At 46.0% G+C, this 17397-nt stretch carries 15 protein-coding genes; 13 read left to right on the top strand and 2 right to left on the bottom strand.

The window, feature by feature from the left end:
• Positions 1-103: 103 nt before the first annotated feature.
• From V2546_RS11900 to V2546_RS11875, 6 genes are all read left to right on the top strand, one after another.
• Positions 104-1417: an ATP-binding protein gene (locus tag V2546_RS11900; protein ID WP_118298850.1), complete on the top strand. Its 1314-nt coding sequence runs from the start codon at positions 104-106 to the stop codon at positions 1415-1417.
• Positions 1418-1877: 460 nt separating this feature from the next.
• Entirely contained in the window at positions 1878-2687 is an 810-nt protein-coding gene (gene spo0A, locus V2546_RS11895) for a sporulation transcription factor Spo0A (RefSeq protein ID WP_118298830.1), read from the top strand.
• 237 nt (positions 2688-2924) lie between these two features.
• On the top strand, positions 2925-4370 hold the full coding sequence (gene glgA / locus V2546_RS11890; protein ID WP_118529592.1) for a glycogen synthase GlgA: 1446 nt from the start codon (positions 2925-2927) through the stop codon (positions 4368-4370).
• A 190-nt stretch (positions 4371-4560) separates the two neighbouring features.
• Positions 4561-5010, top strand: coding sequence for a divergent PAP2 family protein (locus V2546_RS11885; RefSeq protein WP_118529338.1), 450 nt, complete (start codon positions 4561-4563; stop codon positions 5008-5010).
• Between the two features lie 295 nt (positions 5011-5305).
• A complete protein-coding gene (ppdK, locus tag V2546_RS11880) occupies positions 5306-7945 on the top strand; it encodes a pyruvate, phosphate dikinase (protein WP_142410901.1) in 2640 nt (879 codons plus the stop codon).
• Between the two features lie 119 nt (positions 7946-8064).
• Positions 8065-8964, top strand: coding sequence for a ribokinase (locus V2546_RS11875; RefSeq protein WP_329752419.1), 900 nt, complete (start codon positions 8065-8067; stop codon positions 8962-8964).
• A 247-nt stretch (positions 8965-9211) separates the two neighbouring features.
• Here V2546_RS11875 and ilvN read toward each other — a convergent pair whose 3' ends face one another.
• On the bottom strand, positions 9212-9685 hold the full coding sequence (gene ilvN, locus V2546_RS11870; RefSeq protein WP_118727895.1) for an acetolactate synthase small subunit: 474 nt from the start codon (positions 9683-9685) through the stop codon (positions 9212-9214).
• A 12-nt stretch (positions 9686-9697) separates the two neighbouring features.
• Entirely contained in the window at positions 9698-11320 is a 1623-nt protein-coding gene (ilvB, locus tag V2546_RS11865; RefSeq protein ID WP_118529342.1) for a biosynthetic-type acetolactate synthase large subunit, read from the bottom strand.
• A gap of 340 nt (positions 11321-11660) precedes the next feature.
• Here ilvB and V2546_RS11860 point away from each other — a divergent pair, with 340 nt between their 5' ends.
• The 7 genes from V2546_RS11860 (at position 11661) to V2546_RS11835 (ending at position 17392) form a co-directional block, all read left to right on the top strand.
• Complete coding sequence (locus tag V2546_RS11860) at positions 11661-12416, top strand: LytTR family DNA-binding domain-containing protein (RefSeq protein WP_329752418.1); 756 nt, start codon at positions 11661-11663, stop codon at positions 12414-12416.
• A complete protein-coding gene (locus V2546_RS11855) occupies positions 12413-13249 on the top strand; it encodes a GHKL domain-containing protein (protein WP_329752417.1) in 837 nt (278 codons plus the stop codon). Before V2546_RS11860 ends, V2546_RS11855 begins: the two co-directional genes overlap by 4 nt.
• Positions 13246-14115: a hypothetical protein gene (locus V2546_RS11850; RefSeq protein ID WP_329752416.1), complete on the top strand. Its 870-nt coding sequence runs from the start codon at positions 13246-13248 to the stop codon at positions 14113-14115. The genes V2546_RS11855 and V2546_RS11850 overlap by 4 nt, the downstream gene beginning before the upstream one ends.
• Positions 14116-14426: 311 nt before the next feature.
• A complete protein-coding gene (locus V2546_RS11845; protein WP_329752415.1) occupies positions 14427-14798 on the top strand; it encodes a hypothetical protein in 372 nt (123 codons plus the stop codon).
• A gap of 62 nt (positions 14799-14860) precedes the next feature.
• Positions 14861-15172, top strand: coding sequence for a LytTR family DNA-binding domain-containing protein (locus V2546_RS15750; RefSeq protein WP_142410908.1), 312 nt, complete (start codon positions 14861-14863; stop codon positions 15170-15172).
• Between the two features lie 197 nt (positions 15173-15369).
• Positions 15370-16203, top strand: a complete 834-nt coding sequence (locus V2546_RS11840; RefSeq protein WP_329752414.1) for a helix-turn-helix domain-containing protein — start codon at positions 15370-15372, stop codon at positions 16201-16203.
• A 409-nt stretch (positions 16204-16612) separates the two neighbouring features.
• Positions 16613-17392 carry a VWA domain-containing protein gene (locus tag V2546_RS11835; protein WP_142410910.1) on the top strand — a complete coding sequence of 260 codons (780 nt, stop codon included), beginning with the start codon at positions 16613-16615 and terminating at the stop codon, positions 17390-17392.
• Positions 17393-17397 lie beyond the last annotated feature (5 nt).

Below are 17397 nucleotides of genomic sequence, written 5' to 3'. Positions count from 1 at the left end.
CGAAAGCAGACAAGAAGATGTACATCGAAATTGAAGAAAATGAAAAAGGGCGGCGGGCTTGTTGAGAAGCTGCGCCGTCCTTTGCATCAAGAGAGGAAACCATATGAATGAGATCGTATCAAACCTGCTCGTATACGGCAGCCTGCCGGAAGACTCGATCCTCTGGCAGCTTGCGGATATCTGCGAAAAATTAAAAAATCAGACAGAGTCCAAAGACGCACTGCGCGGACGCGTATTCCATCAGGTAAAAAATCTTCTGACGGTTGCGACAGACTATGCATTTGATAAAAATTTATGGCATAATTACCTGACTTTCCTGCTGATCACGAACGAGAATCCGTTCAGCCTCGTCTGTGAAAAGATGGGGGCTCAGGACGGAACGGTCAACAACTTTGTGACTCATGACTTTGAGATGTTTAAAAAGCTGTTCGACTATGATTTCTCCTGGATGGAAAAAGAACTTTCCATCGACTGCTTCACCCAGCTGACTCACTATAAGGCGATCCGCAAAAAAGAGCTGATGTACAATAAAAATGTCAGCGAAAAGGTGAGAAATTTAAGTGAACAGCTTGAGACGGCTGAGTCCGGAGCTGATTTCTTCAAATATGTGACGGAATTCTACAAGGACTTCGGTGTCGGCATGTTCGGTCTCAACAAGGCGTTCCGCATTGCTGAGAATGGAGACGGCTCCGTCCGCTTCCTCCCGATCAACAACATGGATGCCGTGATGCTGGACGACCTCATCGGATATGAGCTTCAGAAGAAGAAACTTGTGGAGAATACCCAGGCGTTCTGCGACGGAAAAGCGGCGAACAACGTCCTGTTGTTCGGCGACAGCGGTACCGGTAAATCCACGAGCATCAAGGCGATCGTCAACCAGTTCTATCCGCAGGGCCTGCGCATGATCGAGATCTACAAGCACCAGTTTAAGGATCTCTCGACGATCATCGCCCAGATCAAGAACCGCAATTACAAGTTCATCATCTACATGGATGATCTTTCTTTCGAAGAATTTGAGATCGAGTACAAGTTCTTAAAGGCCGTTATCGAAGGCGGCGTTGAGACGAAGCCGGACAATGTCCTGATCTATGCGACATCAAACCGCCGTCATCTGATCAAGGAGACATGGAAGGACAGAGAGGATATGGAGCACAGCGAAGATCTGCACCGTTCCGACACTATGGAAGAAAAACTCTCCCTGGTCAACCGTTTTGGACTTTCCATCTACTATGCGAAGCCGAACAAGGAAGGCTTCAACGAGATGGCGATCGCACTTGCGAGACGTGCAGGCATCACTCCGGATATCATGACGGACGAGGAGATCTGCTACGAGGCGAACCGTTTCGAGATGCGCGGCGGCGGACTTTCCGGCCGTACTGCCCAGCAGTTTGCGAATTACCTGCTCACGATCAAATAAGAATACTCACAGAGTACGAAGCCCTGGTATGGAGACATGCCGGGGCCTTTTTTGTTTAACAGGAAATTCCGAAGGAACTTCCTGTTAAACAAAAAGGCGCTACGTGCCTAAGATGCACACTCGCGCGAAGATGAAGATTGTCGCAAGCGACCGCGCTCGGCGCGAGAATGTGCCGAGGCACATTCTTTTGTATAACTGTTTCGACTCGAAAATTCGCTAAGATCCGCTAAGAGAATGCTGAAAAATATTTAGATATTTACAAAATAATAGAATATAGTCAGAAAATGACGAGCAAAAACCCGAAATCACACCTGTTTAACCTTGAATTCGACAGAAAGAAAATCGTATAATCTCTACATTCCTACCGGAGAAGATCAAAACGTGAAAGATCGCGGCGGCTATCCGAAAGGATCAGGGGAAATGAAAGAAAAAGAACGCAGAGTGTAACAGGAGGAACATTATGGCAGAATTATCAATTGCGATCGCGGATGACAACAGACAGACTTTGAATTTACTTGGCGAGATCCTGGAGAAAGAGGACGGGATCCATGTGGTTGGAAAAGCAGATAATGGCGAGGACGCATACAATATGATCGTCCGAACAAATCCGGATATTGTCCTCATGGATGTGATCATGCCGAGACTTGACGGAATTTCTGTCATGGAAAAGATAAAGAATAACACGCAGATGAAGAACCACCCTTCGTTTATCATGGTGACGGCGGCCAGCAGTCAGGATGTGACAGAGGATGCGTTCCGCCTCGGAGCGAATTATTATATCATGAAACCGTTCAACCGCGACGTGATCCTGGACAAGATCCGCAGAGTCTGCCGCGGACGGGCGAAAGCGGCGGGCAATGTACATACGGAAATGAAACGGGTACAGCCTTATCTCGACAAGGAGAACTACATGGAACAGAATCTGGAGACGGATGTGACCCAGATGCTGCATGAGATCGGGATCCCGGCACATATTAAGGGATATCAGTACCTGAGAGATGCTATCATCATGTCGGTCCGGGATACCGAGATGTTGTCTTCGGTCACGAAGATCTTATATCCGACGATCGCGAAGACCCATAAAACGACGCCGAGCCGCGTGGAGCGCGCCATCCGCCATGCGATCGAAGTGGCCTGGGGAAGAGGAGAGCTCGACACACTGAACAGCCTCTTCGGATATACGGTAAACGGCGGCAAAGGCAAACCGACAAATTCAGAATTTATTGCATTGATTGCAGACAAAATCCGACTGGATTATAAACGAATCTGAAAAATCTGAAAAAACAAAAAAGACCCACTTTCTAATTTTACAGGGATGTGTTATACTGAATCTAATAGCGGGGCACAGAGCGCTGTTCACTGGCAGGGATCTTTTGAACGGAAGATCCCGTATGATGCAGTTCTGGCTGCGGATCCTGCCGACAGGGGATGGAAAGACCGACGGGATCACGTTACCGGGTCCATATCGGTGAACGGTAACGCAAGAAAAGTGGAAGGATGGGTTATCATGAAAAAAATATTGTTTGTCGCTTCCGAAGCTGTACCTTTTATCAAGACGGGCGGACTTGCCGATGTTGTGGGTTCCTTACCGAAATGTTTTGATAAAGAATATTTTGATGTTCGGGTCATGATCCCGAAATATCTCTGCATCAAAGATAAATTTTTGAGCAACCTTACTTATGTAAATCATTTCTATATGGACTATCTGGGACAGAGCCGTTATGTCGGGATTCTTGAATATGTTTATGAGGGGATCACCTTCTATTTTATCGACAACGAGAGCTATTTCTGGGGAGATAAGCCGTATGGAGACTGGTATTACGATCTGGAAAAATTCTCATTCTTCTCCCAGGCGGCCTTATCCGCACTCCCGGTAATCGGTTGGAGACCGGATGTGATCCACTGCCACGACTGGCAGACCGGACTGATCCCGGTATATCTGAAAGGCAGATTCGGCGAGGGCGAATTCTTCCGCGGGATCAAATCCGTTATGACGATCCACAACCTGAAATTCCAGGGCGTTTGGGATGTGAAGACGATTCAGAGATTTTCCGGTCTTCCGGACTATTTCTTTACTCCTGATAAGCTGGAAGCTTATAAAGACGGAAATATGTTAAAGGGCGGTCTCGTGTACGCGGATGCGATCACGACGGTCAGCAATACTTACGCGGAGGAGATCAAGACTCCGTTCTACGGGGAAGGACTGGACGGACTCATGCGCGCCCGCGCCAATGATCTCCGCGGTATCGTAAACGGAATCGACTACGATGTATTCAACCCGGAGACGGACCCGGATATCGTTCAGAATTATAATGCGAAGAACTTCCGAAAAGAAAAAGTCAAAAATAAACGCGCACTCCAGGAAGAGCTCGGACTTGCCAGAGATGATAAGAAATTTATGATCGGTATCGTCTCGAGACTCACGAGCCAGAAAGGTCTTGACCTGATCCAGTGCGTTATGGACGAGATCTGTACAGACGATGTCCAGTTAGTGGTCCTCGGAACCGGCGATGAGAACTATGAAAATATGTTCCGCCATTATGACTGGAAGTATCACGACAGGGTATCGGCGCAGATCTATTATTCCGAGCCGCTGTCCCACAAGATCTATGCGGCCTGCGATGCCTTCCTGATGCCTTCCTTATTTGAACCGTGCGGACTGAGCCAGCTCATGGCGCTCCGGTACGGCACGGTGCCGATCGTCCGTGAGACCGGCGGCTTAAAGGATACGGTGTGGCCGTACAACGAGTTTGAGGGAACAGGAACGGGATTCTCCTTTGCAAACTACAATGCCCACGAAATGTTAAACATCATCCGCTACGCGAAACATATCTTCTACGATAAGAAGCGGGAGTGGAACAAGATCATTGACCGGGCTATGGCTGTAGATTTTTCATGGAATAGCTCCGCAAAGAAATATCAGGAATTATACGACTGGCTGATCGGATATTAAGTTGTTCACACAATCCATTCCCGCCCACGCATCCATGTGGGCGGGAATGTCATTTACGCGAACAACGAGCCAGAGTCCGCGCTTGCGCGAGACCCTGGCGACTGTCGCGATAACAAGGGGAAACCCGCGAAGCGTGCTTTCACTTGTCTGAATAGCCGCCTGATAATGATCTTACAGAAAAGAGGAAAACATGACGATATGGAATGAACTTCTGGGAAACCAGGTGCTGATCAGTGCTGTGCTGGGGTGGACGGTCGCGCAGTTTTTAAAGACCGTGATCGATATGGTCCTGAACCGGTCTTTTAATCCTGAACGGATCTTCGGGTCAGGCGGAATGCCGAGCTCCCATTCGGCTACCGTCTGCGCGCTCACAACAGCTTCCGGAATGAAATACGGAGTCGGAAGTTTTGAGTTTGCCGTCAGCTTTGTCCTTGCGATGATCGTAATGTACGATGCGATGGGCGTGAGACGGGAGACGGGAAAACAGGCGAAGCTGCTGAATAGTGTATTTTTTGAGAATATTCTGAACCTTGATGGAGTATTTCTCCAGGAAAAATTAAAGGAATACGTGGGACATACGCCGCTGCAGGTAGTTGCCGGGGCGATCCTGGGGATCCTGATCGCAGTGCTCATTGGTTAATTGTACTAAATTGAATATAAAATATACACAATTATGTCTAAAGAGTATTGCGAAAAAACACGAAAATATGTGAAAAAATCACGAAAGATTTACAAAGGGATGTTGCAAATTTTGGCAACATCCCTTATAATATGTACAGACCTTTTTTCCGACACTCAATTTTTTTGTGCGAAATCTCTAAAACCAGAGATCGTGTGATGGGGCATGGGGGTACCGCAAGGGGAGCAAAGAAATGAGGGCAGCCACAGACATCTTAAGTCTAAGCTAAATCTAATTCTAGGAGGAATAACAACTTATGGCAAAGTGGGTTTATAAGTTTGAAGAAGGCAGTGCAGCTATGAGAAATCTTCTCGGCGGCAAAGGTTGTAACCTTGCTGAGATGACAAATCTCGGTATGCCGATTCCGCAGGGATTCACAGTAACAACAGAAGCCTGCACAGATTACTATAACAGCGGAAAGCAGATCACAAAAGAGATCCAGGACCAGATCTTCGAAGCTCTTACATGGCTCGAGGGCGTAAATGGAAAGAAATTCGGTGATACAGAAGATCCGTTGCTCGTATCTGTACGTTCCGGTGCGCGTGCATCCATGCCGGGTATGATGGACACCATCTTAAACCTTGGTTTAAACGATGTAGCGGTTGAGGGCTTCGCAAAGAAGACAGGAAATCCGCGTTTCGCATATGACTCCTACAGAAGATTCATCCAGATGTATTCCGACGTTGTTATGGAAGTTCCGAAGTCCTACTTCGAGAAGATCATCGATGAGATGAAGGAAGCAAAAGGCGTTCACTATGATACAGAGTTAGACGCTAACGATTTAAAGGAACTCGCTGAGAAGTTCAAAGCTGTATACAAAGAGGCTATGAACGGCGAAGAGTTCCCGCAGGATCCGAAGGAACAGTTAATGGGCGCTGTAAAAGCAGTATTCCGTTCCTGGGACAACCCGCGTGCGATCGTTTACCGTCGTATGAATGATATTCCGGGTGACTGGGGTACCGCAGTAAACGTACAGACCATGGTATTCGGTAATAAGGGAAATACCTCCGGTACAGGCGTTGCGTTCACCCGTAACCCATCCACAGGTGCAAAGGGCATCTTCGGTGAGTATCTGATCAATGCACAGGGCGAGGACGTTGTTGCCGGTGTTCGTACACCGCAGCCGATCACTCAGCTTGAGAAAGATCTTCCGGAGTGCTACAAACAGTTCATGGAACTGGCTATGAAGCTTGAGAACCATTTCCACGACATGCAGGATATGGAGTTCACGATCGAGGAAGGCAAGCTCTACTTCTTACAGACACGTAACGGTAAGAGAACAGCTCCGGCTGCAATCCAGATCGCATGCGATTTAGTAGATGAGGGACAGATCACTCCTGAGGAAGCTGTTTGCAGAATCGAAGCGAAATCCCTTGATCAGTTATTACATCCGACCTTCGATCCGGCTGCATTAAAGGCAGGCGAAGTGATCGGACAGGCTCTTCCGGCTTCCCCGGGTGCTGCAGCTGGTAAAGTTTGCTTCACAGCAGATGACGCGAAGGCAGCTGGTATCGGCGGCAAGGGCGAGAGAGTGATCCTGGTTCGTCTTGAGACATCCCCGGAGGATATCGAGGGAATGCACGCTGCACAGGGTATCTTAACAGTCCGCGGCGGTATGACATCCCACGCAGCTGTTGTTGCCCGTGGTATGGGTACCTGCTGTGTATCCGGTTGCGGCGAGATCAAGATCGACGAGGAGAAGAAAGAATTCACACTCGGCGGACATACCTTCCACGAGGGAGACTACATCTCCTTAGATGGTACAACAGGTAAGATCTACAACGGCGATATCAAGACTCAGGAAGCATCCGTAGGCGGAAACTTCAAGAGAATCATGGATTGGGCTGACTCCTTCAGAAAACTTGGCGTCCGCACAAACGCTGATACACCGGCTGATACAAAGAACGCTGTAAAACTTGGTGCAGAGGGCATCGGTCTTTGCCGTACTGAGCATATGTTCTTTGATCCGGAGAGAATCCACAACTTAAGAAGAATGATCGTTTCCGATACTGTAGAGGCAAGAGAGGAAGCATTAAGCAAACTCCTTCCGTACCAGAAGAGCGATTTCAAGGCTATGTACAAGGCACTCGAGGGCAGACCAATGACAGTCCGCTACTTAGATCCGCCGCTGCATGAGTTCACTCCTAAGACAGAGGAAGAGATGGCAGAGCTTGCAAAAGATATGGGCAAGACTGTTGACGAGATCAAGAAGAAATGCGATGAGCTTCATGAGTTCAACCCGATGATGGGTCATCGTGGATGCCGTCTTGCAGTTACCTATCCGGAGCTTGCAAAGATGCAGACACGTGCGATCATGGAAGCAGCGATCGAAGTAAAAGAAGAAGATGGATATGATATCATTCCGGAGATCATGATCCCGCTCGTTGGCGAGAAGAAAGAGCTCAAATTCGTGAAAGATATCGTTGTTGAAGTTGCTGAGCAGGTTAAGAAAGAGAAAGGCTCCGATATGCAGTACCACATCGGTACAATGATTGAGATCCCGCGTGCAGCTCTTACTGCAGGCCAGATCGCTGAGGAAGCAGAGTTCTTCTCCTTCGGTACAAACGACCTGACACAGATGACATTCGGCTTCTCCCGTGATGATGCCGGTAAGTTCCTTGATTCTTACTACAAAGCAAAGATCTACGAGTCTGATCCGTTCGCAAGACTTGACCAGACTGGTGTTGGCCGTCTCGTAGAGCTCGCAGTTAAAGAAGGACGCGCAACACGTCCGGAGTTAAAGTGCGGTATCTGTGGCGAGCACGGTGGAGATCCGTCTTCCGTAGAGTTCTGCCACAAGGTTGGCTTAAACTACGTAAGCTGCTCACCGTTCCGTGTACCGATCGCAAGACTTGCTGCTGCACAGGCTGCTCTTCATGAGAAAGGTTACAAATAGGACCTGACTGACGCAGAACGAAAATCTGTATCATTATAAATGAAAAGATAAAATCCCCCGGAAGCGATTCTGGGGGATTTTTGACAAAAGAGTTTTCGGGAGATCCCGGGGAGAATGTTATGAAAATTATCAATATCGGTTCTTTGAACATCGATCGGATTTACGGTGTGGAACATTTTGTCCAGCCGGGGGAGACGATCAAAGTGCATACATATTCTGAGGCCTGCGGAGGTAAGGGATTGAATCAGTCGATCGCCGCTGCGCGTTCCGGAGCGGAGGTACACCATGCAGGTGCTGTGGGATCTGACGGAGGAATGCTTCTGGAAATTCTTAGAATTTCCGGAGTTCATACAGGAAAAACGAAGATTCTTTCAGGAGCAAGCGGTCATGCCGTGATCCAGGTGGACAAAAACGGGCAGAACAATATCATTATCTGCGGGGGAGCAAATGATGTTGTCTCAATGGGCATGATCGACGATGCTCTAAGGGAAATCAGTGAAGGAGATATCGTCCTTCTCCAGAATGAGATCTCCAATGTGGGATATGCCGTGGAGCAGGCGAAGAAAGCCGGGGCAAAGATTGCCCTGAATCCATCACCAATCAATGAGAATCTGAAGACGATCCCGATGGATCTTATCGATTATTTTATTCTCAACGAGATCGAGGGGAAAGAAATTTCCGGTGCAGAGAGTGAAGAGCCGGAAACGATCATGGGAAAATTAAAGGAAAAATATCCGAAAGCAGCTTTTGTCCTGACGTTGGGAGAAAAAGGTTCCTGGTATTTTGATGAAACCCGGTGCTTTAAACAGGAAATCTATAAGGTAAAAGCAGTGGATACGACCGCGGCAGGGGATACGTTCTGTGGATATTTCCTTTCGGGACTCACAAAAGGAAAAGAGATCCCGGAAATCCTAAAAACGGCGAGTGCGGCAAGCGCGATCGCGGTCAGCAGGAGTGGAGCGGCGCCGAGCATCCCTACATATGAAGAAGTGGAGAAATTTATGGCAGAGCGCAGCTAAAAGGGACTTACGGATCTGTCATTGACAGCTGCATTCGGATGTTGGCATCGAAAATATCCGGTATCGTCAGAAAGTTATAAATAGCGGTATCACTGTTTGCAGCAATCAGCTGAAGAGCTATAAAAAATGTCATGAAAGAAAGCATTGAGTAAAAAGCTTCCGTTCATGACATTTTTTGATTTACGTGAACAACGAGCCAAAATCCGCGTCTGCGCGAGACCCTGACGGCTGTCGCGATAATGGGGAATCAGTCTTTTGACATACAGATCGTTCCAGTCCTCTGGAGCTCCAGGATCCCGAAGCTTCTCACAAGCTCGATAAAGTCCGTGATCACATCCGGAGCGGCATGGAACTCAATGACCATGCTCTTCGGGGAGACGTGGACGATCTTTGCACCCATGACACTGCAGAGCTCGATCAGGGAACTGCGGTTTGCCGCAGAGTAGGAGACCTTGATGAGCATCATCTCGAGAAGGACGCTGCGGTTCTCTTCAAGGCGGCGCACCTTGATCACGTCAAGCTTTTTGTTTAAGTGTTTCTCGATCTGATCGACCGTGCGCTGGTCGCCGGTGGAGACGATCGTCATGCTGGAAATATCGTGGCGTTCGGTCTCACCTACGGCAAGGCTGTCGATGTTGAAGCCTCTTCTCGCAAAGAGACCGGATATCTGGGAGAGAACACCGTCTTTATTTTCTACAAGTACAGAAAAAATACCTTTCATCTTGCGTTCTCCTTATTTCGTATTATTGTGGCTGTCGACTTCGCAGACCATGAGGCATGCTTTGTCGCAGGCGAGGAAACGGTCGAGCTCCGCGTCAAGAGTTTCGTTGCTGTCGCAGTGGAAATATTCCATATCGTAGGCAGCGGCGATTTCGGCATATTTCGGATAATCGTAGAGCTGGACACCGAAATAATGTTCCTCGTAAGTCTTTTCCTGATGCTCACGGACGAGACCGAGATAGTGGTTTCTCATGACAAGGATCTTTATCGGGACCTTGTTTACTGCGATGGTTCCAAGCTCGTACATGGACATCTGGAAGGAACCGTCACCGCAGACAACGACGACCTGCTTGTCCGGAGTACACATCTTCGCTCCGATTCCAGCCGGGATCGAGTAGCCCATAGTTCCCATACCGCCGCTCGTGAGGAAACGGCCGTTTTTCATCACATAGTTGTCGGCGGACCAGAGCTGGTTCTGTCCGACATCGGCAACATAGATCGCGTCATCATCCATTTTCTCGGAGAGATGCTGGACTAAGAGCATCGGATTTACGAGCTTGTCACTGAAAACACGGTGGTCAACGGTACTCTTCTTGATATCGTGGAGTGTCTCGATCCACTGTGTCGTGTCGATGGAGATATTCTCCTGCAGGAGGCGGTCGAAAATATTCTTGATATCGCCGACCAGTGGGATCGTCGGTCCAAGGTTTTTGCCGATCTCAGCGGTATCGATATCGATGTGGATGATGTTGACCTGCTGTTCCAGGTTTTCCGGCTTCGGAACGGCGCGGTCTGCGATCCTTGCGCCCGCGATGATCAGAAGGTCACTGTTTGCGACCGCGCGGTTTGCGTAAGGTTTTCCGTTGTTTCCGAGCATACCGAAGTAGAGCGGGTGGTTCTTCGGCATGACACCGATTCCCATCATCGTTGTGACAAGCGGGATATTGTTTTTCTCGCAGAACTGGCGGACACATTCCTCACCATTTCCGAGGATCACGCCGCCGCCGGCACAGATCAACGGCTTTTTCGCCTTGTTGATCGCTGCGACTACTTTATGCATCTGCGGGTTGTTTCCCTTTGTGCTCGGCTTGTATCCGCGGATATTGACCTCGGACGTATAGTCGAAGGATTTCTTTAAGAGGTCCATCTGGACATCACACGGGATGTCGATGAGGACCGGACCTTTTCTTCCTGTGGAAGCGATATAGAAAGCCTCCTTGAAGATACGCGGAATATCATCGGCGCTTTTTACAAGGTAGCTGTATTTTACAAAGGATTCTGTGGAGCCGCGCATATCGGCTTCCTGGAACACATCACGGCCTAAAAGGTTTGAATTTACCTGACCGGTGATCGCGATCAGCGGAATACTGTCGGCGTAGGCAGTCGCGAGAGCTGTGATCAGGTTTGTCGCACCTGGACCGGAAGAAGTTACACAGACAGCAGCCTTTCTGGAGATACGTGCGTAGCCGCTTGCGGCGTGTCCGGCAGCCTGTTCCTGGCGGACGAGAACGTGCTCGATCGTACCGGCATTATATAAGGCCTCATAAAAAGGAGAAATCGCAACTCCCGGATATCCGAAGATCCTGGTGATCCCCTCTTCCTCGAGGCATTTTACCATAGCTTCTGCACCATTCATAAACTTAATATACCCCCTCAAGTAAGCGTTTAAAAGATGTCTGGGGGCAAAAAAATGATGATTTTGCCCTTTAAAATCTTTGAAGATAGTTAATAAGAATTATATCGCATACTGAGAGGGGATGTCAATGTGAAAGGGCGGGAGAAAGGGCATTTTGCAGGATTTTATGGGGAAACCTGCGAACTTGAAGCGAAAAGGAAAGTATGTTATGATTGACTGGTAAAAAAAGAAAAAGCAGAAAAAACGGAGCAAAAATATTAAAGGACAGAGTCTGATAATTGCTGCGCTGAACGAAAAAGATCTTACAGAAAAGCTCTCCAAAACGGGAGAAACGAAATACATGGGGGAACATGCAATGAACATTGCGGTATGCGATGACCAGCCGGAAGTGCTGGATGTCGTCGAAAATATGCTGAGAAAGATTCCGGAGGTGGAACGTGTCGAAACTTACCAGGATATCTGGCATATGAGGGATGAATTTGAAGATGGAAAACGACCGGATGTCCTGATCATGGATATCTGCCATGAATATAATACAAAAATTCCGGAGACGGAAGAGCGGCAGGAGGGAATCGATTATGCCTATGAGTTGAATCAGAAATTCCCGGAGCTGCAGATCATTTACCTGACCGGATATACGACGAGATATTCCCAGCATATTTTCCTGAAGCCGGTCAATCTCGTGGGATATCTCACGAAGCCGGTGAACGTGGATATCCTTGAAAAGCTTCTTAGGATCGCAAAAGAACGACGGGCCCAGGAAGATGAAAAGCGGGTTACGATCATGTGCCGGAACCAGCAGCAGATCTTTTATCTCAATGAGATCTGGTATCTGGAGAGCAGCGCTCACCGGACCATGATCCATACATACGAAAATGTGCAGGTGTGCCATGATAAGATTTCAGATATGGAGGAGCGGATGGGTGAAACCTTTGTACGGTGTCACCAGAGCTTTCTTGTAAATATGAAGTATATCCGGCGGGTGGAGCATGACCGGTTTAAGCTGGAAAACGGGGAGGAGATCCCCATCAGCAAAAAGCGGTACATGGAAGCGCGGACGAGGTATTTTCAGTATCTGGAGGACGCGGTATCATGATTGTTCTTATATTGTTTACCATCTGCCAGTTTACGCTTCTTATAATGAACCATATGCTCTTTCAGGGCATCCCGTCAGCCTGGAATCAGATAGGTATTCCGGTGGTCGCCATCAGCTTTTTTACGGAAGCAGTGCTGGTTATAAACAGTTACCGGAACAGTAAAAATAAGGTGCTGGATCAGAAAAAAGAGCGGCTGAAACATGAACTGAACAGAAAGAAAATGGAAGAGGAGAGCGCCGAAGTGCAGGCGGAGCGCCTGAACAAGAGGCGGGAAGATCTTCTGCGGATCGTGAAAGAGGCTGAAAACGATCTTCACACAGAAGACCGGGGATCTGCGGCGGCAAAGCTTCAGAAGGAGATCGAGAAGAACCGGACAGGCCAGTACTGTTCCAACATGATCCTAAATGTACTTCTTGAGGAGTACGAGATCAGATGCCAAAAGGTGAAGATCCGGTTATCCGTCGATGCGCATGTGGGTGAGCTTCCGGGAATTTCAAGGATCCACCAGTGCAGCATTCTTTCGAATCTCATGAACAATGCCATGGAGGCGGTGGAATATCTTCCGGAAAGTGCGAGATGGATCCGGGCCGATATCCATGTGAAGGCAGACTATCTCGTGATTGCAGTGGAAAATCCGTTTGCTGAGAAGTATCTCGGAATGGAAAAAGGCGGCGGGCGCGGATATGGCAGCAGGATCCTTCGGGAGATCGCAAAGATGTATGGCGGAAACTGCAATGTGAAGATCGACAGGGAGAAAAAGATATATAAGAGCACGGTGATCCTGGACGCGGCGGGAACCGGTGCGGAAGAGGAGAGGGGGAGAACGGCATGAACACGGATGCGGTTTTGCGCATACTGATTTGCGCACTTGGCCTGATGCCCACGACCTTTTTTCTGATGCAGACACTGAAATGGCGGGGGACAATTACAAAGGTGCTGATCCTGCAGATCATTTTCAATATTCTTTCATGCAGCGCGAAAGAATATATGAATTCGCTGAGTGATCAGGAAGTGATCGGAATGACGAGCTGGGTACTGATGGGGATCTATCTGAGTGGCATCTTTCTGTGCTTTGGCGATTCCCTGAAAAGAATCATATTGATGGTGGTAATCGCGATCGGATGTACGACGGTTGCGGAGCTTATCTGCAATGCAATATTTGTAAATAATGGCTGGCTGGTCACAGGCTCATTTTGGGGGGTCTACGATTATGTACGTGCCATGACATGCGAGACCATACTTTTAAGTCTGATCCTCATGGGACTGGTTTTCCTCATAAAGTGGAGACGATCTCTGTTCCGCGAAAAAAGCCAGATAGTCACAGCGCTGATCGCAGTCAGCGTTCTCGCTGGAATGTATCCCTACATGGATTATATTACGAAAAAACAGTATGCGGTCTCCATTGGTCAGCAGTTCCTTTTTATCCTGATCATTATGATCTACATGTTCCTTCCGCTCATCGCTCAGGAGACAGAAAGACGTCAGGAAAATGAGAAACTGTTAAAAGCGCTGAATGACCAGTTTGAGATCGAAAAAAGTCACTTAAAACTCATGGAAGATTTCGAGACCGATCAGCGAAAACTCGAACACGATTTTAACAACCAGATGATGGTCGTCATGGGAATGATGGAGATGGGCGAATGGATGGCCGCGGAGGATATGCTGGGGGAGATGGAGGAGAGGATCGGGAAGGCGTAGGAAGGGAAAGTAACAGGAGAATATAGGAGAATTGGAATGTGGGAGAAATGTCTTCGGGAGAGGATGTTTCTCCTCTTTTTGTTTATGCCGATAAGTCCGGCAGGATTCGTTAGACTACTATTTTATTACTGGTATTAGAACTATTTTTGTCGAAAACCGGTATGATTTTGACGACAGTGAAAACTGGAAGGGCGCATATTGTATAATTCGTAATTAAGAGAAAGTTATGTAATTCTGTAAATGAGTAAGCTAAATAGCGGAAAGGAGAAGATAAAAAAATACAAGTACGGATTGTATAAGGGGATAAACAAATGAGGATTGCAGTATGTGATGATCAGTTGGAAGTGTTAAATGCTATTGAAGATATACTAAAAAATGCGAAAGATTCGAATATAGAAAGTATTGATATTTATCAGGATATCAGACATTTGAAGGAAGAATTTCAGGATGGAAAACAACCGGATATATTGATCATGGATATCTGCCATGAATTCAATTCGGCAATTTCAAAGACAAAAGAAAGGCAGGAAGGAATCGACTGCGCATACGAATTAAATCAAGAATATCCAGAACTTCAGATCATTTATATGACTGGAGATACGACAATATATTCCCAACGTATTTTTTTAAAGCCTGTAAATTTACTTGGCTATTTAAAAAGCCAGTTGATCCGAGAATCCTGAAACAGCTTCTCGAAATAGCAAAAGAGAGACTAAAACAGGATGAGGAAAAACGAGTAACGATCATGTGCCAGAATCACAAACAGGTATTCTATCTAGATGAGATTAGGTATCTGGAAAGTAACGCACATAGGACGATTATCCATACGTTGGGAAGTGAGTATGTATGTTATGAGAAGATATCTGACCTTGAAAAGAAAATGGTAGACTCGTTTGTACGCTGTCATCAGAGCTTTTTGGTTAATATGAAATACATTCGGAGAATTGAGAATAAAAGTTTTATGTTGGAAAATGGAGAGGAAATTTTAATCAGTAAGAGTAGATATGTGGAGACGAAGAAGCGGTATTCTGGATATTTAGATGAAGTGATGATGTGAAAAATTATGGACATTGTGGATTTTAAAGAAGAGATGAAAGATCCATACGTGAAATCAGAAATTTTGAAATTATATATTCCAGTTTGACTTGAGTACAAGATAAACATATTCAATTTGAAGATGCTGGTATTTTTTGGAGTAGAGTCTATAATGTGTTTGTAAAGATACATAAGAAAGTACTTTTGGAGGAATGGGCTGTGAGTATTGGTTCACAAGTTGCAAAGCGAAGAAGAGAGTTGAGGCTTACACAACAGAATTTGGCTGAAAAGATGGGAGTATCGTTTCAAGCGATAAGTTCTTGGGAAAGAGAAGAGTTTCTTCCAGATATAAATAAATTACAAAAATTAGCTGCGATATTAAATACTAAAATTTCTTATTTATTAGAGGAAAATGATACTGTAAGAGAATGGGATCTTCATGATATGATGTTCTCTCCTGAAAATATGCTTCGAAGAGTACGTATGTATTCACAGGCGAAAAATATGTGCGAGACGCAAAAGGCAATAAAACTCATGCTTAAATACCACGCAGGCGCTACTCGAAAGAGCAATAGAGGAGAAAAAGTTCCGTATATTACACATCCTCTTATGATGGCTTGCCATGCATTTGCATTAAGAATTGACAGTGATAATTTGATAGCGGCAATTCTTCTGCATGACGTAATAGAGGATAATGAAACGGTTTCACTAAAAGATCTTAATGTAAATGAGTCAATAAAAAAAATAATAGATCTTGTTTCATTTAGGATTGAAGAAGGGGTGACAGAAGAGGAATCGAAAAGAATTTACTATGAAAAAATCGGAAAGAATAAAAGTGCATCGATATTAAAACTCTTAGATCGTTGTAATAATGTTTCGACTATGGCGATGGGGTTCACACTCGAAAAAATGAGGGAGTATATTGAAGAAACAGAAAAATACGTCTTGCCATTAGTTAATTGTGTAAAGTATGAACAGGAATATTATGATGCAGCGTTTCTGATTAAGTATCAGCTCTTGAGTGTGATTGAAACATTGAAACGTACTCTATAGATTAACTGCTTATTGTAACAAGCTTTACGGTAAAATTCAATATAGATTTTAATTTGAATAAATCTATATTGAAAGAAAAAGGCATTAATATTACTCTATAGATATAGAAAATAAGAGAGAAAGATGATTGGTAAATGTATTTTACCACATGATTTGGCTTAATACATTCAAAAGAAAAGAGGAATAGTAATATGTCAGTAGGTTATCATACTTGTCGTCATTGCAATGGAAGTGGGTATTCACCATGCCCGGTATGTAATGGAGATCGGAGAGGAAATGGTCATATGTCAAATGGAAAAATTTGTTATATGTGTCAGGGAAAAGCGGTGGTGCGATGTCCTGTATGTGAGGGGACAGGAAAAGTTGCAGATTAAAAAGATATAACTTTAAAGAATGGAGAGGACTTATTATGACAATCTTTCAAAGAGCGTTCGGTCAGAAGAAGGGAAACAATGTACAGAGATCAGTAAACAATACGACAACAAATGATAATCCAGTTATTGAGGATGTGGGAAGAGGCGGAATTCAGTGGATTACTGAGCGTCATGTCGCTTGTGTTTTCTTGCTTGACACTTCTGCTTCTATGACTGCAAATGATGCGATTGGAAAACTGAATGCTGGTCTTAGAACTTTCAAAGAACAGACAGTGAATGACTCATCTTTTGATGAGCATACAAAGGCGTGCATTGATGTTGCACTTGTTTCTTTTGGACCTGATGTCCAGGTTCAACAGAAGTTCACTGCCGTAAGTGAGATGGTGCCGCCGACATTGACAGCCAACGGTGGAACACCAATGGGTGCCGCCATTGATAAGGCATTGGATATGATTACAGCGCAGAAAGCCAGATATAACGAGATAGGAACTCCTTATTACCGTCCTTGGATTTTTTGCATTACAGATGGCGGTCCTAATGACTCATATGTTGCGGCGGCACAAAGACTCAGGAAAATGGAAGACGAAGAAAGAGTTCTTGGTTATTGTGTTGGGGTAGCAAACTTTGACCGACGCACAATGGCTAGTATTTTCAATACAGAAAGAATTTTTGAACTAGAGAATCTCAATTTCCCGGCTCTCTTCAAGTTTGTTTCCAGTAGTCTTGCAACAGTAAGGAATAGTGATCCAAATGGTGGTAGAACCATGGCCATAGAGGCACCTAGTGATTTACATACGATTAACATCGCTTTTTAAGGAGA

It is taken from the genome of Clostridium sp. CM74B_53, from assembly GCF_036318045.1.
Taxonomy (GTDB): domain Bacteria; phylum Bacillota; class Clostridia; order Lachnospirales; family Lachnospiraceae; genus Pilosibacter.
This window is presented reverse-complemented; position numbering and strand designations above follow the sequence as displayed.